Raw genomic sequence first — 20,662 nt, 5'->3', positions numbered from 1 at the left:
GTAGGGGCGGCGGGGGCGAGGAAACCCAAGTGCGATCACTTTCCGCATTCCGGCAACCTTCCACCCCTCTCGCTCGTCGGTTTCGTTGGGGCAGCTGCGCAGCGCGTGCTGATTGTCACGTCCGGAAAAGACCGGATCGGCGGCCCTTTGTCATAGCGCGCGGTGTTAGCTTTCTGAGCTGACCTGAGCGACGAACCTGTGTGCCACACGAGAGTGAAGCGGAGCGGATCGACCCATGGGACGAGCGGAAGAGAGACGAGCGCGGCAGGCGCAGGGCCGCCGCGCGGCGCCCAAGCGCTCGTCCGGAGCGGCGTCCGGAGGGGTGTCCGGAGCAGCGACCGGAGCGGCGTCCGGAGCGACAGCCGGGGGCAAGAAGGCCGGCCGCAGCGGTATACGCAGGTTCGTCAACTGGAAGACGATCCTCGGGACGTTCCTCGGCTGCTGCCTGCTCGGCATGGGCGCCTTCATCGTGCTCTACATGGTCGTCGACATACCCAAGGGCAACGCGGCCGCCAGGCAGCAGAGCAACATCTACCAGTACAGCGACGGCGCACTGCTCGCCCGCACCGGCACCGTCAACCGCGAGATCGTGGACCTGAGCAAGGTGCCCAAGGACGTCCAGAAGACCTTCGTCGCCGCCGAGAACAAGTCGTTCTACAAGGACGCGGGCGTCGACCTCAAGGGCACGGCCCGCGGTCTGATCAACACCCTCTCCGGCAAGGGCAAGCAGGGTGGTTCGACGATCACCCAGCAGTACGTCAAGAACTACTACCTCAACCAGGACCAGACCGTCACGCGCAAGCTGAAGGAACTGGTCATCTCGCTGAAGGTGGACCGCCAGACCTCCAAGGACGACATCCTCGCGGGCTACATCAACACCAGCTACTACGGCGAGGGCGCGTACGGCATCCAGGCCGCCGCCCAGGCGTACTACCGCGTGGACGCGAGCGAACTGTCGGTCGAGCAGGGCGCCTACCTCGCCTCGCTGCTCCAGGCCCCGAGCCAGTACGACTGGGCGGTCGCCACGGACACCGGCAAGCGACTGGTCAAGGCCCGCTGGGCCTACACCCTCGACAACATGGTCGAGGAGGGCTGGCTCGACTCCGCCAAGCGCGCGGCCATGGAGTTCCCGGAGCCGAAGGCCCCCAAGGGCGCGCCCGGCATGGAGGGCCAGACCGGCTACCTGGTGAAGGCGGCCGACAGCGCGTTGGCGAAGCAGCTCGTCGCCGATGGCACCGCCACCAGCCTGGACGACGCCCAGAACATGGTCGACGCGGGCGGCTGGACCATCACGCTCAACATCGACAAGAAGAAGCAGGCGCTGCTGGAGAAGACCGTCAAGGCGCAGCTGACCAGCAAGCTGGACCCGAAGAAGCGCAAGGTCGACGGCGACATCCAGGCTGGTGCCGTCTCCGTCGACCCCAAGACGGGCAAGGTCCTGGCGATGTACGGCGGTAAGAGCTACCTCGACCACTACAGGAACAACGCGACCCGCGTCGACTACCAGGTCGCGTCGACCTTCAAGCCCCTGATCTTCGCGGCGGCCCTCGACGAGCAGGCCAAGACGCAGAGCGGCAAGACGATCACGGCGAACACGGTCTACGACGGTACGAACCGCCGTCCCGTCGTGGGCAGTGACATCGCCTTCGCGCCGCCGAACGAGGACGAGCGCAGCTACGGCAACGTCACCGTCCAGACCGCGGTGAACAAGTCCATCAACTCCGTCTTCGCGCAGATGGGCGTCGACGTCGGCATGGACGAGGTCCTCAAGGTCGCGGGCAAGCTCGGCATGGACACCGAGAAGCTCGAGTCGGTGCCCGCGCAGACCCTCGGCTCCATGGGCGCGAGCCCGCTGCAGATGGCCGGCGTGTACGCGACGCTCGACAACCATGGCAAGAAGGTCACCCCTGCCATCCTGGCGAAGGTCGAGCACAAGGACCGTACGGTCAAGATCCCGGACGCGATCGGCGACCAGGTCATCAGCGAAGAGGCCGCCGACACGGTCACCTCGGTGCTGACCGGCGTGGTCGACGACGGTACGGCCCGGCTCTCCGTGCGGGACAACCCTGCCCGCGACGGCCAGCAGGTCGCCGGCAAGACGGGTACGTCCGACAACAACAAGTCGGCCTGGTTCACCGGCTACACGCCGAACCTGGTCACGTCGGTCGGTCTGTTCGGCGAGGGTGCGGTAGGGACCAAAAAGGCGGGCCAGCAGGTGTCGATGAAGGGCGCCACGGGCCTCGTGGCGGAGAGCGGCCGTGTCAACGGTGGTGGCTTCCCGGCCCAGATCTGGGCGGAGTACACCTTCGGCGCGATGGGCAAGGTCACCAAGTTCGACCTGAACACCACGTCGGGCGCGGCGGTGCAGCCCACCACCCTGACGCCCACGCCCACGCGGACGCGGAGCAGCACCCCGACGGCGACGCCGACCACCGAGGAACCGACCACCGAGCCGCCGACGACCTCCAGCCCGCCGACCCCGACGGACGAGCCGACGACGACCGAGCCGACCACCACGAAGCCGACGACCGCGACGGCGACGCCGACCGACGGGATCCCGGACAACCCACTGGATCCGAACAGTCAGTAGGACATGGCCAGTAGGACATGGTCAGTGCACGCCAAGGGCGCCCGGTGATCCACCGGGCGCCCTTGGCGTCTCTGTCTAACCCATCTCATCCATCAGCGCGTACGGCTCGTACGGCTCGTACGGCGCCGCGCTCAGCCCCGGTTCAGCTCGAACCAGACCACCTTGCCCGTGCTCAGCCGCGTCGCGCCCCACCGTCTGGCCAGTTTGTTCACCAGATAGAGCCCGCGTCCGCCCTCGTCCGTGGCGCGCGCCTGCCGCAGCCGCGGCAGTTGCGGTACGTCGTCGCCGACTTCGCAGCGCAGGACGTCCGTGCGCAGCAGCCGCAGTGTGACCGGGCGGGACGCATAGCGGACGGCGTTCGTCACGACCTCGCTGACCAGCAGCTCCACGGAGTCGGTCATGTCCTCCAGGCCCCAGCGGGACAGCGCGCGCCGGGCCAGCCGGCGGGCCCGCCCGGGGGCGGCGTCCTCCGGTTCGAGGAACCAGTACGCGACATCGCTCGGCGCGATCCCGTCGAAGCGCGCGGCGAGCAGCGCGATGTCGTCGTCCCGGTCGCCCGGGCCGAGCATGTCGAGCACCTCGTCGCACAGCGCTTCGAGCGGCGGCGGATGGTCGGGTCCGGTCAGTGCGGCGGTCGCGGCGAGCTTCTCCCGCAGCTGCTCTATCCCGGTCCACACGTCGCGCAGGCGGGACTCGACGAGCCCGTCCGTGTAGAGGAGCAGGGTCGCTCCGGCGGGTGCGTCCAGTTCTACGGCCTCGAAGTCGACGCCGCCCACGCCGATGGGGGCACCCGGCGGCACCCGCAGCACCTCGGCCCGCCCGCCCAGGTGCAGCAGGACCGGCGGGGGATGGCCCGCGTTGGCGATGGTGATGCGGTGCGAGACCGGGTCGTAGACGGCGTACAGGCAGGTTGCCATGCGGTCGGTTCCGAGCCGCTGCGCCTGCTCGTCGAGGTGGTGCAGCACCTCCTGCGGCGGCAGATCGAGCCCGGCGAGGGTCTGCGCTGTCGTCCGCAGCTGGCCCATGATGGCCGCCGACGTCATGGAATGGCCCATCACGTCACCGACGACGAGGGCGACGCGGCTGCCAGGCAGCGGGATCGCGTCGTACCAGTCGCCGCCGACGCGTGCGGTCTCGGCGGCCGGAAGGTAACGGCTGGCGAGCCGTACGCCCGTCGGCCGCGGCAGCGTCTCGGGCAGCATCGTGCGCTGCAACTCGTCGGCGATGTACGCCTCACGCCCGTACAGCACCGCCTTGTCGATGCCGAGCGCGCTGTGCGTGGCGAGCTGGGCGGCGACCAGCAGATCGTCGGCCTCGAAGGCGAGGCGCTCCGGGCGGCGCAGGAACAGCGCCGCGCCGATCACCCGGCGGCGGCCGCGCAGCGGCGCCAGGATCGCGCGCTGCCCGCCCGGCACGGCCAGGTCGTCGCCGAGCAGCTCGGGCAGCGCGGCCCGGGCGGCGGGCGCGTCCGCGAACACCGGCCGTACACCGCGCAGCACCTCGGCGAGGGCGCCACCGGGGCGCACCTCGCACAACTCGGCGGTCATCGACTGCAGTTCGCTGGGCTCGGGCCGCAGCGCGGGCATGAAGCCGCCGTCGGTGTCCCGGTCCTCGGGGATCCGGTCGGTGCGCCGCAGCCGCAGCACGAGGGGCCCGGTGGGCCGCTCGTCGCCGACCGGCAGCGGGTCGCGCAGATAGACGAGGATCGCGTCCGAGAAGGTCGGCACGGTGGCCCGGCACAGGCCCATCACGATCTCGTCGAGGTCGATGCCCCGGGCGATCCGCCGGGTCGCGGCGCCCACGAAGCGCAGCCGGTCGCCGTCGCGCCGCATCGGCATCGGACCGCCCTGCGGCAGCCCCTGCCCGGTGCGCCGCTCCTTGCCGCCGCCCCGCGTCGGCCGGTCCTGATCGGCGGCCGGCTGGGCCGGGATGGCCTCGGACGTGGGGCGCGGGCGGTGCGGATCGGGCTCGGCGGCCGAGGGCTGGGAGTGTTCGGAGGCGGGCGGCGGTGTGGGCGCGCCGGTGCCGGAGGGCGAGGGCGAGCCCGCGCCCGTGTCGGCGGAGCCCTTGGCGCAGGGCACGGCCGTACCCGGTCCGGCCGGGGCGTCGCCGTTGCGCGCCTGAACGGGTAACGCGGTGGTTCCCGGCGTGAGGGACGGCTGCTCCGGGGTACGCAGGAGCGCCCCGCGAGGGTCCGCGGGGGCGGGCGTCAGGCCGGCGCCGGGCTGCCGGCGCTCGTGCGAGGTGGGGTGCTCCGTCACGCGTGTCGAATCCATCCGTCCGGGGCTGCACGCCGTGCGCGCAGTTCGTCCCGCAGCCCCGATACCCGGAATGTGTGCCCCGGGAACGGAATCTGCGCGTCGTCAGGGCCGGGTGGTACGGCTCGCTCCGGCCGGAACGCCGTCGCCGGCGCGGACGCCGTGGCGAGCCCGCGCGGCCTGCCCGGCCGTCTGCAGGCCGTACCGCCGTGGCTCTCGTACCCCTCGCTCACGTCCTGCCGCCCCTCGGTGACGTATGGTCAAGCCCAGCTCATACTGCGGGAGTTGTTGCTGCCGTGTGCCCTCCCGTCACCCGACCGCCATCCCTCAACGACGGTGCTGCGCACCGGCCTTGATTGAATTTGACGCGGAAGACGATCCTACGGTTGTACCACGGGGGCGCATCAAGGGTCTCATGAGGACACATGCGCGGGCGTACGGTCCCAGTCATCCGGCAGAGCGGGAACCGGCCACGACGGATCCGGGCGCCAGTGCTGCCAGCCGTCCGAGAACGGCGCGCCCCAGGCACGGACCGCATCCACCGCCGACCATCCCGCTTCCCTTACCCGTGCGGCCAGTTGAGCATCCATCAGTCCGGCCCGCTGCGCCATGGCGAACTCGTCCTCGTCGAGCCAGCGCCAAGTCCGGTCCGGGTGCACGGAGATGTCCAGGAAGTGATCCTCGGAGTCCACTCCGCCCTCCCAACGGGCCAGCGGCGCCTCAAGGTTCACGTACCAGTTCTTGAAACGCCAGCCCGGCTCCCAGAACAGCCACACCGACCAGGGATCGCCGGGCCGCGCCAACTTCAGTACACCGGTGCCGAACCAGCGGCCGTGCTGCACCGTGCGCGGCTTGGTGTAGCGCGACTCCAGCGGCTCCCCGTGCACGGGCGTGCCGTCGGCGAGGACCGGCTTCACACACTCCGTGCCCGGGGCCAGCCACACCGCGAGCAGCTCGTCGTCGTCCCGTACGACGGTCACGGGGCGGCAGATGTGGACGTGCTCGCCGGCGTTCTCCCGGTACCGCCACAGGATCTGACTCCCGGGGGCCCAGCGCGCCGTCGACCCGTCCGCTTCCACTCGTCTCACCGCTCCACCGTCTGCCATGACCAGATATTAGGTGCCCTGGGCATACGACGCTGCGGCGCGCGTCACGGTTCTCGCCACCCGGCACAGGACGTTACGGGGGCGTCATCAGGCGTTTCACGGGAGACAGAAGGTGTTACGGATGCGTCATCCGCAGGACATCCAGCGCCTCGTCCAGCTGCTCAAGGGTCAGATCGCCCCGCTCCACGTACCCCGACTCCAGGACGACTTGGCGAATGGTCTTCCGCTCCGCCAGCGCCTTCTTGGCGACCTTGGCGGCCTCCTCGTACCCGATGTACTTGTTGAGCGGCGTCACCACGGACGGCGACGACTCGGCGTACTCGCGGGCCCGTTCGCGGTGCGCGACGATCCCGTCGACGGTGCGGTCGGCGAGCAGCCGCGAGACATTGGCGAGCAGCCGGACGGACTCCAGGACGTTCTTCGCGATGACGGGCAGCATGACGTTGAGTTCGAAGTTGCCGGCCGCTCCGGCGGTGGCGACGGTGGCGTCGTTCCCCATCACCTGGGCGGCGACCATGAGCACGGCCTCGGGGATGACCGGATTCACCTTCCCCGGCATGATCGAGGACCCCGGCTGAAGATCCGGGAGGCTGATCTCGGCCAGTCCGGTGCGCGGCCCGGAAGCCATCCACCGCAGGTCGTTCGCGATCTTCGTCAGTCCGACGGCGATGGTCCTGAGCTGCCCGCTGGTCTCGACGATGCCGTCGCGCGCCCCCTGCGCCTCGAAGTGGTCGCGGGCTTCGGTGAGCGGCAGCCCGGTGTCCCGGGCCACTTCCGCGATGACGGCGGCGGAGAACCCGGGCGGGGTGTTGATCCCGGTCCCCACGGCCGTTCCCCCGAGCGGCAGTTCGGCGAGCCGGGGCAGCGAGGCGTTCAGCCGCTCGACCCCGTACCGCACCTGGGCCGCGTACCCCCCGAACTCCTGTCCCAGGGTCACCGGCGTCGCGTCCATGAGATGCGTACGCCCGGACTTCACCACATCGGCGAACTCCTCGGACTTGCGTGCGAGCGAGGCCGCGAGGTGCTCCAGCGCGGGGACGAGATCGCGGGTGACGGCGGCGGTGGCGGCGATGTGGATCGAGGAGGGGAAGACGTCGTTCGACGACTGCGACGCGTTCACATGGTCATTGGGATGTACGTCCCTGCCGAGCCGCTCGGTCGCGAGCGTGGCGATGACCTCGTTGGTGTTCATGTTGGAGGACGTGCCGGACCCCGTCTGGAAGACGTCGACCGGAAAGTGCGTGTCCCAGCGCCCCTCGGCGACCTCACCGGCCGCCTCCTGGATCGCCTCCGCGACGTCCTTGCCGATCACACCCAGCTCGCCGTTCACCTTCGCGGCGGCCGCCTTGATGCGGGCGAGAGCCTCGATGTGGGCGCGCTCCAGGTGCTGTCCGGAGATCGGGAAGTTCTCCACCGCCCGTTGCGTCTGGGCCCGCCACTTCGCGTCCGCGGGCACCCTGACCTCACCCATGGAATCGTGCTCGATGCGGAACGGGACTTCAGCCTGGCCATCTGCCATGGACGACACCTCCACTGGTGACAGCATCGCCGACGGGTCCCGTGTTCCCGCGGCAGACGACGGAAACGGAGTGTCCCGTACGCCGTCCCGCGGGGCCCGGCGGTCAGCGCCGCGGAACGCCGAACAGTCCGGTGCACGCGGGCTTCCCGCCGACCTTGGCGCACGCCTCCGCTCCGCGCGGGTTCGACGCGGCCAGCATCGGGCTGCTGTAGCCGTCCGACTTGTCGCCCGGGTAGGTGGCGGACAGCTCGTCCTGACCCGACCTGATCGAGATCTCCCGCGCGCCACCGGTCCGGGTGCGCACCTCGGACCAGACCGTGGCGCAGGACGGGGAGAAGCGCAGCAGTACGACTTGGGCGGCCTTGACGACGGTGCTCTCCGTACGCGCGTCACGGCCGCAGGTCTCGGAGGTCGGGAACTCCCCCTGGCAGCTGCTGCCGTGGCAGGACGCCGCCGGCCGGGGGGCCGCCGCCTCGTCGGGGTCGATGATGTCCGCCGCGCCGGCGGTGACCGCCACCGTGGCGGCCACCGCCGCGAGGGCGACCACGGCCCGGTTCGGCTGCCGGACACGGCGCAGCCGCCGGGCGCGGACGGGTGCGGGTGCGGGTGCGGGTGCCGGCGGTACGGGTGCGACCGTGCTCGGCGGCCGCTGCCGCGGCGCGGTCGCCGCCCTGGCCTGGGCCCGGACCGCGGCGTCCCACAAGGAGAGCAGCGGGCCGGGGTCGGTGTCCGCGAGCCGGCCGAGCGCCTCGACCGCCTGGCGCGGCGGGAACTGGTCGCCGTTCAGATAGCGGTGCCAGGTCGACTTGCTGAACGGGGTGGCGGTGGCCAGCGCGGCCAGACTCAGTCCCGTCCGCTGCTTGAGGGTGCGCAGCCGCTCCACCAGGAGCTGCCCTGCGTCGTCCGACGAGTCGGGCAGCGGCTGCCTCTTGACCGTCACGTGGCTCTCCATCTTGCTCCCTCGCCGTGCCGGGGTGACCGCCCTGATGTGTTCCCGCGTGCGACGCCTGGCCACACCACGATCGCCGGAATATGAAGGGGAGTTGACCTGCTGTTTCGCCGCGGGGAGGCGGTGTGATCGGCTGATCGACGGGTCGTACGTCAGGTTGCGCGCCCGGTGGTGCCTCCTGACGGGGGGCTGCCCCGCCCCGTCAGGAGGCACCGGGTGTCATGAGCGGCGGAGCGCTCCTCAGCACCAGCGAACGGCGCTGCGGTTCCTCAGATAGCGGGCGGAGACGTAGCCCTTGCGGTGGGCGAGCTTGAACCAGCGCTGGTTGCCCAGGACGCTGGAACCCTGCTTCTTGCAGGAGATGGCCACGACGCGGCCGATGGGCTGCGAGCCGATGACCCGGTAACCGGTACCCGGACCGGACCGGACGTTCAGCCGCAGGTGGTGGGTCGCCACCCGACCCCAGGTGTGCGTCATCACGCGGTGCCGGGCGTGCGTGGTCACGTGGTGCCGGGCGTGGTGGCGCAGGTGGATTGCCGCGTGGTGCCGGACGTGGGTCTTCGGCTTGGTGTGCCGCGCGCCGGGCCGGCCGGGAACGGCGGACTGCGGGGCGGTCGGGTACCAGCTCGGCGTCGAGGTCTGCGAGGGCGTGGTGCCCCAGCCGGGAGCGTGCGGAGCCGGTCCGGCGGAGGCGACGGCCGCCGCCGGGAAGATGGCGACAGCCGCGATCGCGGCCACCAGGCCGTTGCGCAGTGTGCGTCGAATCATGGGACTTCCCTCCGAGTTGACCTTCGGATCACAGGCTGTGATCCAGTCAGCACGGAGCTTTTCCGGCAAAGCGCGCAAAGATGCTGTCCCGCTTGTTCCTGGGACGAAGTGGGACAGCGCGGAGACGTCCCGGGATGCGACGCCATCGCTGGGCCGTCTGTCGGCTGCGGACCGGTGGGGGCCGTTCGCGCAGTTCCCCGCGCCCCCAGGAGCGGGGCTGCGCCCCGCAATCCCCGCCCGCCCCGGTTCTTCGGCTGCGGGTGGGTGGGGGCGGGTCGCGCAGTTCCCCGCGCCCCTAAAGGCGCGGGGCTTCGCCCCGCGATCCCCCGCCCGCCCCAGTTCTTTAGGGGCGCGGGGAACTGCGCAATCTTTTAGCGGGGGTCTGGGGGCGCAGCCCCCAGGAACGGGATGGGACGGGTAGGGGCGGCGGGGGCGAAAACCATCCCCGGTCGCCCCGAAGGGACTACGCCAGCCCGGGCCCACGCACCGGAATCGACGTGAACGTCGGCGCCGGCGCCGGGTCCTGGAAGAAGTCGTTGCCCTTGTCGTCGACGACGATGAACGCCGGGAAGTCCTCGACCTCGATCTTCCAGACGGCCTCCATGCCGAGCTCCTCGTACTCGACGACCTCGACCTTCTTGATGCAGTCCTGGGCGAGCCGCGCGGCGGGCCCGCCGATGGAGCCGAGATAGAAGCCACCGTGCGCGTCACACGCGTGGGTGACCTGCGCCGACCGGTTCCCCTTCGCCAGCATCACCTTGGAGCCCCCCGCCGCCTGGAACTGCTCGACGTAGGAGTCCATACGGCCGGCGGTCGTCGGCCCGAAGGAACCGGACGCGTATCCCTCGGGCGTCTTCGCCGGACCGGCGTAGTACACCGGGTGGTCCTTCAGGTACTGCGGCATCTCCTCGCCCGCGTCCAGCCGCTCCTTGATCTTGGCGTGCGCGATGTCACGGGCCACGACGAGCGGGCCGGAGAGCGAGAGCCGGGTCTTGACCGGGTACTTGGTCAGCTCGGCGAGGATGTCGTCCATCGGCTGGTTGAGGTCGATGCGCACGACGTCCCCCGCCTCGTCGAGATGCTCATCCGTGGTATCCGGGAGGAAGCGCGCGGGGTCGGTCTCCAGCTGCTCCAGGAACACGCCCTCGGCGGTGATCTTCGCGACGGCCTGCCGGTCGGCGGAGCAGGACACGGCGATCGCGACGGGGCAGGAGGCGCCGTGCCGCGGCAGCCGGACGACCCGTACGTCGTGGCAGAAGTACTTGCCGCCGAACTGCGCGCCGATCCCGATCTTCTGGGTGAGCTCGAAGACCTTCTCCTCCAGCTCCTTGTCCCGGAAGCCGTGGCCCAGCTCGGAGCCCTCGGCCGGGATCTCGTCCAGGTAGTGAGCGGAGGCGTACTTCGCGGTCTTCAGGGCGTACTCGGCGGACGTACCGCCGACGACGATCGCCAGGTGGTACGGCGGGCAGGCGGCCGTACCGAGCGAGCGGATCTTCTCCTCCAGGAACTTCATCATGGAGGCCTCGTTCAGAACGGCCTTCGTCTCCTGGTAGAGGAACGACTTGTTCGCCGAGCCGCCGCCCTTGGCCATGAAGAGGAACTTGTAGGCGCCGCCGTCGGTCGCGTACAGCTCGATCTGCGCCGGCAGGTTCGAGCCGGTGTTCTTCTCCTCCCACATGGTGAGGGGAGCCATCTGCGAGTAGCGCAGGTTGAGGTTCAGGTAGGCGTCGTAGATGCCGCGGCTCAGGGCCGCCTCGTCGCCGCCCTCGGTGAGCACGTTCTGCCCGCGCTTGCCCATGACGATGGCGGTGCCGGTGTCCTGGCACATGGGGAGGACGCCCGCGGCCGCGATGTTCGCGTTCTTCAGGAGGTCCAACGCCACGAACTTGTCGTTGCTCGACGCCTCGGGGTCGTCGATGATGCGCCGCAGCTGGGCCAGGTGGGCGGGCCGCAGATAGTGCTGGATGTCATGGATGGCCTCCGCGGCGAGCTTGCGCAGCGCCTCCGGGTCGACCTTGAGGAACGTGCGCCCGTCGGCCTCGAAGGTGGAGACACCCTCGGAGGTCACCAGCCGGTACGGGGTGGTGTCCTCTCCCTGGGGGAGCAGATCGGTGTACGCGAACTCAGGCATCTAGCCCATTCCTCACTCGGCAGACGACGGCGTGCCTCCATTGGCAGCGTCCACCAGCGTAGAACCTGGCACGGACACCGAGCCTGTGAGGTAAGGCTCAGTTCGAACACCGGACGCACGTACGACGGGTTTTCCACAGGTCGCGAGAAGGGGTAGTCGCGATCTATCGCGTTTGGGTACGCTGCTTTCGTGGATTTTCAGAAGCGCCCCGACCCGACCGCGCCCACGTCGGCGAAGCCGACTGCCACCAAGGTGGCGGAGCCGACCGAACTGCGTGCCTCGGACGCCGACCGTGACCGGATCGCCGACATCCTGCGCGAGGCGCTCGCCGAGGGGCGCCTCACCGCCGAGGAGCACGCCGAGCGGGTGGAGGGGGTGCTGGCCACGAAGACGGTGGGCGAACTCGACCAGTTCATACGCGACCTGCCCGCCGCCCACCCGGGCCGCGCGACCTCCGCGTACACCTCCGCGCCCAACCGTCCCACCGCGGGCTCGATCCCGGTGGAGGCCGACGAGAACGTGGTGGCGGTCTTCAGCGCGGCCTCCCGCAAGGGCCGCTGGCGCGCCGGACGCCGTATTCACGCGTACTCGGTCTTCGGCAATATCGAGATAGACCTCAGCGAGGCGATCTTCGAGTACCAGCACGTCGTGATCAAGGCGATCTCGGTCTTCGGCAACGTGGAGATCCGGGTCCCGGAGAACGTCTCGCTGCGCGGCAATGGCGGAGCGGTGCTGGGCAACTTCGAAGTGGCCACGCTGGATTCGGCCGATCCCCACGCACCGGTCGTCTACGTGGACGGACTCGCCGTACTCGGAAATGTCGAGGCGGCGCCCAAGCGCGGCAAGCTGATCGCGGACATTCTCGACCGGATGACGGGCCGCGTGACCGAGCGTGTGGCCGACCGGGTGGACCGGGGTTTGCGCAAACACCTGGATCGTTGACGCTTGTGAATTCGGCGGCGCCGCCAGCGAATTGGTCCAGTTGTACGAGCCTTGCCGCGTACGAGATTGCCCGGGCTTCGGAACTCAGTGCATAGGCTCGCGCACAGCGGGTAGGCCTTGCTGCATCGTCTCTTGGAGGGCGCTGTGGAACTTTCCGCGGTGCCCGGCACGCTCGCGAAGCCGTCGTCAGGAGTAGACCGTGCTGCAACCGCCGCATCAGTCCCTGCAGGTAGCTGCCGTTCCGGCCCCGCGGGCGCCAGTGCGGGACAGGGATCAGGAAGCGCCATGGCACACGGAGGCCGTGTGCCGGCGAGACGAAGCCGGCCTGTTCTTCGCCCCTTCCAAGGAACCCACCGCGGCCCGACTCTCCCGTGAGGAGGCGGCGAAGCGCGTTTGCGCCCGTTGCCCGGTGATGGTCGAGTGCCGCGAACACGCGCTGCTGCAACCCGAGCCGTACGGCGTCTGGGGCGGCCTCACCGCCGCCGAACGCCGAGTGGTCCTCGCCAGGCGCCGCCGCCGCGACCTCGAACTCCAGAAGGCCACCCGGGGGACGATAGCGGCAGCCGGCTAACCACCCAGCACGGAAAGAGGGGCGCCCCCTCCGCACAGGGGGTGCCCCTCTTTTCGTAGCCACTCATCAGGCGCGCGCTGCTCCTGACACGCGCCCCTTCAGCACGCGGCCGTGTCAGACACGCGTCCCTCTAGGCGGGCGTCCCCTTCAGGCGCGCCCCTTTAGGGGCGCGGGGCTGTGACATGTGCGGCTCCGCCGCGTGGGCGCGACCAGCCACAACGGACCCGCAGTCACCCACGGTCCGCAGATACCCAGCGCAACCGACCGGAGCTACTTGGCCCGGTCAAAGTCAATCGCGCTATAGGCCCGCAGCTTGCTCAACCGGTGCTCAGACCTGATCTGCCGCACCGTCCCGGACTTCGACCGCATCACGATGGACTCAGTCGTGGCGGTCTCCGCCCGATACCGCACCCCACGCAACAGCTCACCATCGGTGATCCCCGTGGCGACGAAGAACACGTTCTCGCCGGAGACCAGGTCGTTCGTGGTCAGCACGCGGTCCAGATCGTGACCGGCGTCGATGGCCCGCTGCCGCTCCTCGTCGTCCTTGGGCCACAGCTTGCCCTGGATGGTGCCGCCGAGGCACTTGACCGCACAGGCCGAGATGATGCCCTCGGGCGTGCCGCCGATGCCGAGCAGCAGGTCGATGCCGGTGCCCTCGCGCAGGGCCAGGATCGAGCCGGCGACATCGCCGTCGGAGATCAGCTTGATGCGCGCGCCGGTCTCCCGGATCTCCTTGATGATCCCGTCGTGACGCGGCCGGTCGAGGATGACGACCGTGACGTCCTCGGGCGTGGAGCGCTTGGCCTTGGCGACCCGCCGGATGTTCACGGAGACGGGCGCGTTGATGTCGACGAAGTCGGCGGCCTCGGGGCCGGTGACCAGCTTGTCCATGTAGAAGACCGCGGACGGGTCGAACATGGTGCCGCGGTCGGCCGCGGCGAGCACGGCGATCGCGTTGCTCATGCCCTTGGCGGTGAGCGTGGTCCCGTCGATCGGGTCGACGGCGATGTCGCACTCGGGACCGGTCCCGTCGCCCACGCGCTCCCCGTTGAAGAGCATCGGGGCCTCGTCCTTCTCCCCCTCACCGATGACGACGACGCCGTTCATCGAGACGGTGGAGACGAGGGTTCGCATGGCCCGGACGGCGGCGCCGTCGGCGCCGTTCTTGTCGCCGCGGCCGACCCAGCGGCCCGCCGCCATCGCGGCGGCCTCGGTGACGCGGACCAGCTCCAGGGCCAGATTTCGGTCGGGGGCTTCCGACGGGACTTCGAGTTCGGACGGCAGCTGATGATTCTCGGTCATCGAGACGCACCTTTCTGATACGACGACGGCCGGATGAGGGTGATGGCCTCGACTCTATCGTTAGGCCGACAAAATGAGCAGGGGACCCTACGGATGAGCAGGCCGGGGCACCTGCGACGATAGGTCCGTGGCAGGTACGAAAGGCAAGCAGTCGGTCCGGGACATGATCCTCTCTCTGGCCCTCATCGGGCTCATGGCGGGCATCATCTACATCTTCATCCCGCACGACGACTCGGAGCCTCCTCTCAAGCGCGTCGACTACCGGGTCGAGCTGCTCACGGCGCGCCGCGCGGCGAGTTATCCCGTGGCGGCGCCCGAGGGCCTGCCCGGGACCTGGAAGGCGACGTCGGTGCGGTACGACGGCTCGGAGTTCGACACCTGGCACCTGGGCTTCCATGCCCCGGACGGCCAGTATGTGGCGATCGAGCAGTCCACGCAGAAGCCGGCCGTGTTCATCGACACGGCCAGCCAGGGCGCCGAGGCGACGAAGGTCACCCAGCGCATCGGCGACCGGACGTGGCAGCGGTACACGGGGGGCCGCTACGACGCCCTCGTGCTCAAGAGCAAGGGCTCCACGACGGTGGTGACCGGAACGGCGTCGTTCGGTCAGCTGGCGAAGATGGCCGAGGCCCTGAAGACGTCCTGAGCTTGTAGTGGCGTACGCCTTGGTGCGTACGTACGAGAAGGGCCCCCGGCGTCGTTGCCGGGGGCCCTTCTCGTATGCGTTCGTGCTGGACGTGCTGGACGTGCTGGACGTGCTGGACGTGCTGGACGTGCTGGACGTGCTGGACGTGCTGGTCGCGCGGGATCAGACGGTGGTGACGACCTCGTCGAACGCCAGGCGCGGGGAGCGCGGGAACCAGGCGTCCTCGCCCGGCTTGCCGATGTTGACGACCATCAGCGGGGTGTGGTCGCCGTCCAGGAACTCCTTCTGGACGCCAGCGAAGTCGAGACCGGTCATCGGGCCGGCGGCGAGGCCGGCGGCGCGGACGCCGATGATGAAGTAGGCGGCCTGGAGGGCGGCGTTCAGGGAGGCGGCACCCTCACGGGCCGGACGCTCGGAGAAGAAGAGGTCCTTGGCGGCCGGGAAGTGCGGGAAGAGGGTCGGGAGCTCCTCGTGGAACTCGTTGTCCGCGGAGAGGATCGCGACCAGCGGGGCGGTGGCGGTCTTCGGCTGGTTGCCCTCGGCCATGTGCTTCACCAGGCGCTCGCGGGCCTCGGCGGAGCGGACCAGGGTGATACGCAGCGGCGACTGGTTGAAGGCGGTCGGGCCGTACTTGACCAGGTCGTAGATCGCCTGCACCTGGTCGTCGGTCACCGGCTCGTCGGTGAACGTGTTCGCGGTGCGGGCCTCGCGGAACAGCAGGTCCTGGGCGGTGGGGTCAAGGACGAGAGACATGAAGAACCTTCTCGGGACGAGCGGGGATCCGGGGGGATCGGCTTGAGATCTCGACAGTACGACAGGAAGGTTTAAGCTTCAACCAAAAGTCGCGCAACGTGATCCACTTCACACATGCTTCAACTTTCAAGGATCAGCTGACCGGCCGGCTACTCGGAGCCGGCCGAGCCGCCCCCGGTCTCCTCTTCCTCTTCCGCGAGCGCCGCGTCCAGTCGCTTGCGCGCGCCCTCCAGCCACCGCCGGCAGACCTTCGCCAGCTCCTCGCCCCGCTCCCAGAGCGCGAGGGACTCCTCCAGGCTCGTACCGCCCGCCTCCAGACGGCGTACGACCTCGATGAGCTCGTCCCGCGCCTGCTCGTACCCGAGCGACTCGTCCACCTTGCTGGTCATGCGCCCACCCTATGCATCGACTCGTACCGTGAATTCACCCTCGGCGACCCGCGCCCGCAACTCCTCGCCCGCCGCCACCTCGTCCGGCCCCCGGACCACGTGACCATCGCCCTTCTGCAGCACCGCGTACCCCCGCTGGAGGGTCGCCGCGGGGGAGAGGGCCACCACGCGCGCGCGGGTGTGCGTCAGCTCCGAGTCGGCGCGGTCGAGGAGGTGCCCGAGGGTGCGCCGGCCGCGGCCCAGCAGGGCGGCGACATGGTCCGCCCGCTCGTCGACCATGCGGTGCGGATCCTCTATCGAGGGGCGGGCCAGCGCATGCGCGAGGCCGCGCTCCTCCCGCTCGATGAAGGACTGGACACTGCGCCGCGCCCGGTCCCGCAGGAACCGCACCCGTTCGTACTCCTCGCCGACGTCCGGCACGACCTTCTTGGCGGCGTCGGTCGGCGTGGACGCGCGCAGGTCGGCCACGTGGTCGAGCAGCGGGTTGTCGGGCTCGTGCCCGATGGCCGACACCACGGGCGTACGGCACGCGGCCACGGCTCGTACGAGCTGCTCGTCGGAGAACGGCAGCAGGTCCTCCACGCTGCCGCCGCCCCGCGCCACGATGATCACGTCGACATCGTCCCGCGCGTCCAGGTCCTTCACGGCCTGCACGACCTGCGGCACCGCGTGCACGCCCTGCACGGCGACGTTGCGGACTTCGAAGCGGACGGCCGGCCAGCGGTGGCGCGCGTTCTCCAGCACGTCCCGCTCGGCCGCGGACGCCCGGCCGCACACCAGCCCGATGAGCTGCGGCAGGAAGGGCAGCGGCTTCTTGCGATCGGCGGCGAACAGCCCCTCGCCGGCCAGTGACTTCTTCAACTGCTCAAGACGGGCGAGGAGTTCCCCGACCCCCACCGGCTTGATCTCGGTGGCCCGCAGCGAGAGCTGACCCCGCGGCGCGTACCACTCGGGCTTGGCGTGGACGACCACGCGCGCGCCCTCGGTCACCACGTCGGCCACCGCGTCGAACACCTGCCGGTAGCAGGTCACGCTCACGGAGATGTTGTACGACGGGTCGCGCAGCGTCAGAAAGACGACGCCCGCGCCCGGGCGCCGCGACAACTCGGTGATCTGCCCCTCGACCCACACCGCGCCGAGCCGGTCGATCCATCCCCCGATGAGCCGCGACACCTCGCCGACGGGCAGCGGAGCTTCCGCGGACGTGTTGAGAGCCATGCGCCCGAGCGTAACGGCCGCCACCGACAGTGCCCGCACTCCTGAGGCGCGGGTTACGGGAGCCCGGCCTCGCGTGCCAGTACTCCCATCGCGTGGGCGAGCGCGTCCCGTTCCGTCGCGCTCAGTCCCGCCGTGAGCTCCGCGTCGAGGGCACGCGCGCGTGCCGTGCACTCGGCCAGCAGCGCACGCCCCTCCTTGGTCAGCCCGAGCCGGTGGCGGCGCCGGTCGTCCGGATCGCGTACGCGCTCGATGGCGCCCAGGCCTTCGAGCTGGTCGGCGAGTGTCACCACCAGGCTGGGCACGACGCCCATCGTCCGGGCGGCGTCCTGCTGCGACGCGGGCGCTCCGGAGCTGAGCACGGAGAGCAGCCCTACGTGCTTGGGCTTCACCCCGAGGTCCTCGACGGCTGCCGTGAAACGGGCGCCGACCAGGGTGCCGACGGTGCCGAGCCGGAAGGTGAGGGTGCCGGTCAGTGCCTCGGGGTCGGGTTCCTGGGAGGGAGAGCCCTTGACATCGTTCACGTCGAAAATGCTAACTTCCCCATATCGTTCACAGCTCGAATGATTCGAGGAGTGCATGGAAATGCCGATGAACACGTCCCGCTCGCAGAAGTGGGTCCTCGCCGCCAACGCCGCCCTGGTCGCCACCTCGGCCGTCGCCTCCCTGGTGGGCGTCGTCGATCCGACCTTGGTCCTGCCGGACGGCAGCACGGCGGAGGACGGCCTGCGGCTCTACGCCGAGGGCATCGCCGTACGTCAACTCCCGCTCACCGCCGCGGTGTTCGTCTCCCTGGGCGGCAGGCACCGGCGCCACCTGGTCCCGCTGCTCGCGGTCAGCGCCGCCGCTCAGGCCGGCGACATGGTGATGGGTCTGACCTCACGTGTACCCGGCATGGCCATCGGGGGCGGCGTCAGCGCGGTGGTGCACCTCGCCTCCGCGGTCTGGCTGGGCCGCGGGCAGGCGTCCGCCTCGCTCACGTCTGCGGCACGCCCCGCCCCCGCTGCGCGATGAGCACCGCCAACCCCACCGCCAGCCAGATCGCGCCCACCACCTGGGCCGTGCCCGACGCCTCGACGATCACCGCGACAGTGATCGCGGCGCCGACGACGGGGATCAGCACATGCCGCCACCACACCACCGGCCCGCCCAGCCGCCGTACCGCGAACCAGCCCACCACGCTCGCGTGCAGCAACGTGAACGCGGTCAGCGCACCGATGTCGACGACCGACACCAGCTTGTCGAGGCCGTCGTCCCGCCGCGCGGCCCACACCGCGGCCACCAGCGTGATGACAGCCGCGCACAGCAGCGCGGCCCGCGGCACCCCGGAGTCGGTCCGCGCCAGCGCCCGCGGCAGCCGCCGGTCGCGGGCCATCGCGAAGACGAGACGCCCCGCCGCGGCCTGCCCGGCGAGCGCCGCGAACGCCGCACCGATCGCCTTGCTCACCGCCACCAGGTTGTGCAGCCACGAACCGACCGAGGAGTCCACGGCGTCGTAGAAGGCCGACCCCTGCTTGCCGGGATCGGCGGCGAGCTGCGCGGACGACAGCGGCTCCAGCAGCGCCACCAGATACGTCTGGGCGACGAACAGCACACCCGCCAGCGCCAGACAGAACAGGACCGCCCGGGCCACCTTCTCCGAGCCCCCCGTGACCTCCTCCGCGAACGTGGCGATCGCGTCGAAGCCCAGATACGACAGCACGGCGACCGAGACGCCGCCGATCACCGCCGACATCGCGAACGCGCCCTGCGTGCCGTCGCCGGACAGCGGCGACAGCCAGTCGCGGTGGGCCCCGTCGCGCGCGAGCATGACGGTCGCCGACACGATGAAGACAAGAAGGACCACGATTTCCATGGCGAGCACCAGGGAGCCGACCCGGGCGGCGGCCCGTACACCCCAGAGGTTCAGAAGTGTCGTGATGACGACCGCGAGCGCCGTCCACACCCACCGGGAGACGTCCGGCACCAGGGAGTTCATGGCGATCCCCGAGAAGAGGTACGCCACCGCCGGGATGAGCAGATAGTCCAGCATCGCCATCCACCCGGCGATGAATCCGGCCCCTCGTCCGAGACCCACGCGCGCGTAGGCGAACACCGAACCCGCCCGAGGGACCACGCGAACCATCTGGGCGTAGCTGAAAGCGGTGAAAGCCATGGCGACCGTGGCGACGACGTAGACCAGCGCCACCGCCCCGTGCGACTTGGCGTCGAGGGTCCCGAAGACACCGACCGGCGCCATGGGGGCGATGAACAGCAGCCCGTAGACGACCAGATCCCGGAAGCCGAGGCTGCGCCGCAGTCCGTGTTCCGGGTCGGCTGTGCGGGCCGTGTCCACTGCGGGCTCCGTGCCGGACATCGTGCCTCCCGAGAGTCGCGCCTGGCCCCACCCCTCCCAGCTCCCCGCCCGGCTCCTCACAGTGTCCCCAAGGAGGCGATCTTTGACCCGCCGGGCTCGGCCTTACGATGGGGTGCATGACTGCTTCGCCTGGCCGCCGTGTCCTGCTCGCCGCCCCCCGGGGCTACTGCGCGGGCGTGGACCGTGCCGTGATCGCCGTCGAGAAGGCCCTTGAGCAGTACGGGGCCCCGATCTATGTCCGGCACGAGATCGTTCACAACAAGTACGTCGTGCAGACCCTGGAGAAGAAGGGCGCGATCTTCGTCGAGCGCACGGCGGAGGTCCCCGAGGGGTCCATCGTCATGTTCTCGGCGCACGGAGTCGCCCCGGTCGTCCACGACGAGGCCGCCACGGGCAAGCTCGCCACCATCGACGCGACCTGCCCGCTGGTCACCAAGGTGCACAAGGAAGCGGTCCGGTTCGCGAACGAGGACTTCGACATCCTCCTGATCGGGCACGAGGGCCACGAGGAGGTCATCGGCACCTCCGGCGAGGCGCCCGACCACATCACCCTCGTGGACGGCCCCGGGGACGTCGCCAAGGTCGAGGTCCGCGACCCCTCCAGGGTCGTCTGGCTCTCCCAGACCACGCTGTCGGTCGACGAGACCATGGAGACGGTCGACGCGCTGAAGGAGAAGTTCCCGCAGCTCATCTCCCCGCCGAGCGACGACATCTGCTACGCCACGCAGAACCGTCAGCTGGCCGTGAAGCAGATGGGCGAGGAAGCGGACCTCGTCATCGTGGTCGGCTCGAAGAACTCCTCCAACTCCGTGCGTCTCGTCGAGGTCGCCAAGCTCGCGGGCGCGCGCGACGCGTTCCTCGTGGACTTCGCCGACGAGATCGAGGAGGCGTGGCTGGACGGCGTGACGACGGTCGGCGTCACCTCGGGCGCGTCCGTCCCGGAGATCCTGGTCGAGCAGGTCCTGGAGTGGCTGTCGCAGCGCGGTTTCGAGGACGTCGAGATCGTCAAGGCGGCCGAGGAGTCCATCACCTTCTCGCTGCCGAAGGAACTGCGCCGCGATCTGCGCGCGGAGGCGGCGGCACTGGTCGCGGAGCGCACCGGCGAGAAGTGAGCGCCCGGGGGCCGTGCGGCGCCCGGGCCCGACAAGTGACTGTCAGTCGTAC

General features: G+C 70.2%; 18 protein-coding genes. 6 read left to right on the top strand and 12 right to left on the bottom strand.

Features of this window, described 5'->3' with window-relative positions; all coding sequences use genetic code 11:
• The first annotated feature begins 235 nt into the window (after positions 1–235).
• The gene (locus OIC96_RS16900; protein WP_330307036.1) at positions 236–2,590 is read left to right on the top strand and encodes a transglycosylase domain-containing protein; all 2,355 of its coding nucleotides are present in this window, start codon (positions 236–238) and stop codon (positions 2,588–2,590) included.
• A 131-nt stretch (positions 2,591–2,721) separates the two neighbouring features.
• Here OIC96_RS16900 and OIC96_RS16895 read toward each other — a convergent pair whose 3' ends face one another.
• The 6 genes from OIC96_RS16895 to OIC96_RS16870 all read right to left on the bottom strand — a co-directional run bounded on the left by OIC96_RS16895 (position 2,722) and on the right by OIC96_RS16870 (position 11,321).
• Entirely contained in the window at positions 2,722–4,866 is a 2,145-nt protein-coding gene (locus tag OIC96_RS16895) for a SpoIIE family protein phosphatase (protein WP_330307037.1), read from the bottom strand.
• A gap of 395 nt (positions 4,867–5,261) precedes the next feature.
• Positions 5,262–5,954, bottom strand: coding sequence for a cytidylyl-2-hydroxypropylphosphonate hydrolase (fomD, locus tag OIC96_RS16890; RefSeq protein ID WP_330307038.1), 693 nt, complete (start codon positions 5,952–5,954; stop codon positions 5,262–5,264).
• A gap of 115 nt (positions 5,955–6,069) precedes the next feature.
• On the bottom strand, positions 6,070–7,473 hold the full coding sequence (locus OIC96_RS16885) for a class II fumarate hydratase (RefSeq protein ID WP_330307039.1): 1,404 nt from the start codon (positions 7,471–7,473) through the stop codon (positions 6,070–6,072).
• Between the two features lie 103 nt (positions 7,474–7,576).
• On the bottom strand, positions 7,577–8,413 hold the full coding sequence (locus tag OIC96_RS16880) for a helix-turn-helix domain-containing protein (protein WP_330307040.1): 837 nt from the start codon (positions 8,411–8,413) through the stop codon (positions 7,577–7,579).
• A 249-nt stretch (positions 8,414–8,662) separates the two neighbouring features.
• Positions 8,663–9,190: an SH3 domain-containing protein gene (locus OIC96_RS16875; RefSeq protein ID WP_330307041.1), complete on the bottom strand. Its 528-nt coding sequence runs from the start codon at positions 9,188–9,190 to the stop codon at positions 8,663–8,665.
• 463 nt (positions 9,191–9,653) lie between these two features.
• Entirely contained in the window at positions 9,654–11,321 is a 1,668-nt protein-coding gene (locus OIC96_RS16870; protein WP_330307042.1) for a fumarate hydratase, read from the bottom strand.
• A 189-nt stretch (positions 11,322–11,510) separates the two neighbouring features.
• On the opposite strand from OIC96_RS16870, the gene OIC96_RS16865 reads away from it, so the two are divergent.
• The gene (locus OIC96_RS16865) at positions 11,511–12,263 is read left to right on the top strand and encodes a DUF1707 SHOCT-like domain-containing protein (protein ID WP_330307043.1); all 753 of its coding nucleotides are present in this window, start codon (positions 11,511–11,513) and stop codon (positions 12,261–12,263) included.
• Between the two features lie 199 nt (positions 12,264–12,462).
• Positions 12,463–12,834 carry a WhiB family transcriptional regulator gene (locus tag OIC96_RS16860; RefSeq protein WP_330307044.1) on the top strand — a complete coding sequence of 124 codons (372 nt, stop codon included), beginning with the start codon at positions 12,463–12,465 and terminating at the stop codon, positions 12,832–12,834.
• A 270-nt stretch (positions 12,835–13,104) separates the two neighbouring features.
• Here OIC96_RS16860 and glpX read toward each other — a convergent pair whose 3' ends face one another.
• On the bottom strand, positions 13,105–14,139 hold the full coding sequence (glpX, locus tag OIC96_RS16855; protein WP_330307045.1) for a class II fructose-bisphosphatase: 1,035 nt from the start codon (positions 14,137–14,139) through the stop codon (positions 13,105–13,107).
• Positions 14,140–14,266: 127 nt separating this feature from the next.
• Between glpX and OIC96_RS16850 the strand changes: the two genes are divergently transcribed.
• Complete coding sequence (locus OIC96_RS16850) at positions 14,267–14,785, top strand: DUF4245 domain-containing protein (RefSeq protein WP_330307046.1); 519 nt, start codon at positions 14,267–14,269, stop codon at positions 14,783–14,785.
• A 162-nt stretch (positions 14,786–14,947) separates the two neighbouring features.
• On the opposite strand, the gene OIC96_RS16845 is transcribed toward OIC96_RS16850, so the two are convergent.
• The 4 genes from OIC96_RS16845 to OIC96_RS16830 all read right to left on the bottom strand — a co-directional run bounded on the left by OIC96_RS16845 (position 14,948) and on the right by OIC96_RS16830 (position 17,666).
• Entirely contained in the window at positions 14,948–15,538 is a 591-nt protein-coding gene (locus OIC96_RS16845) for a malonic semialdehyde reductase (protein ID WP_330307047.1), read from the bottom strand.
• A gap of 149 nt (positions 15,539–15,687) precedes the next feature.
• Entirely contained in the window at positions 15,688–15,927 is a 240-nt protein-coding gene (locus OIC96_RS16840; RefSeq protein WP_330307048.1) for an exodeoxyribonuclease VII small subunit, read from the bottom strand.
• Positions 15,928–15,936: 9 nt separating this feature from the next.
• Entirely contained in the window at positions 15,937–17,145 is a 1,209-nt protein-coding gene (xseA, locus tag OIC96_RS16835; RefSeq protein WP_330307049.1) for an exodeoxyribonuclease VII large subunit, read from the bottom strand.
• A 53-nt stretch (positions 17,146–17,198) separates the two neighbouring features.
• The gene (locus OIC96_RS16830) at positions 17,199–17,666 is read right to left on the bottom strand and encodes a MarR family winged helix-turn-helix transcriptional regulator (protein ID WP_330307050.1); all 468 of its coding nucleotides are present in this window, start codon (positions 17,664–17,666) and stop codon (positions 17,199–17,201) included.
• Between the two features lie 67 nt (positions 17,667–17,733).
• Between OIC96_RS16830 and OIC96_RS16825 the strand changes: the two genes are divergently transcribed.
• Positions 17,734–18,156 (top strand): hypothetical protein, encoded by a 423-nt coding sequence (locus tag OIC96_RS16825; protein ID WP_330307051.1) that lies wholly within the window; start codon positions 17,734–17,736, stop codon positions 18,154–18,156.
• Here the strand turns inward: OIC96_RS16825 and OIC96_RS16820 are convergent.
• Positions 18,119–19,498 carry an APC family permease gene (locus OIC96_RS16820; RefSeq protein WP_330307052.1) on the bottom strand — a complete coding sequence of 460 codons (1,380 nt, stop codon included), beginning with the start codon at positions 19,496–19,498 and terminating at the stop codon, positions 18,119–18,121. The genes OIC96_RS16825 and OIC96_RS16820 overlap by 38 nt on opposite strands.
• A 107-nt stretch (positions 19,499–19,605) precedes the next feature.
• On the opposite strand from OIC96_RS16820, the gene OIC96_RS16815 reads away from it, so the two are divergent.
• The gene (locus OIC96_RS16815) at positions 19,606–20,610 is read left to right on the top strand and encodes a 4-hydroxy-3-methylbut-2-enyl diphosphate reductase (RefSeq protein ID WP_330307053.1); all 1,005 of its coding nucleotides are present in this window, start codon (positions 19,606–19,608) and stop codon (positions 20,608–20,610) included.
• The last annotated feature ends 52 nt before the right edge of the window (positions 20,611–20,662 follow it).

It is taken from the genome of Streptomyces sp. NBC_00775, assembly GCF_036347135.1.
Lineage (GTDB): Bacteria > Actinomycetota > Actinomycetes > Streptomycetales > Streptomycetaceae > Streptomyces > Streptomyces lutosisoli.
Note: the sequence above shows the minus strand (reverse complement) of the source record. Positions and strands in the feature narration are given on the sequence as shown.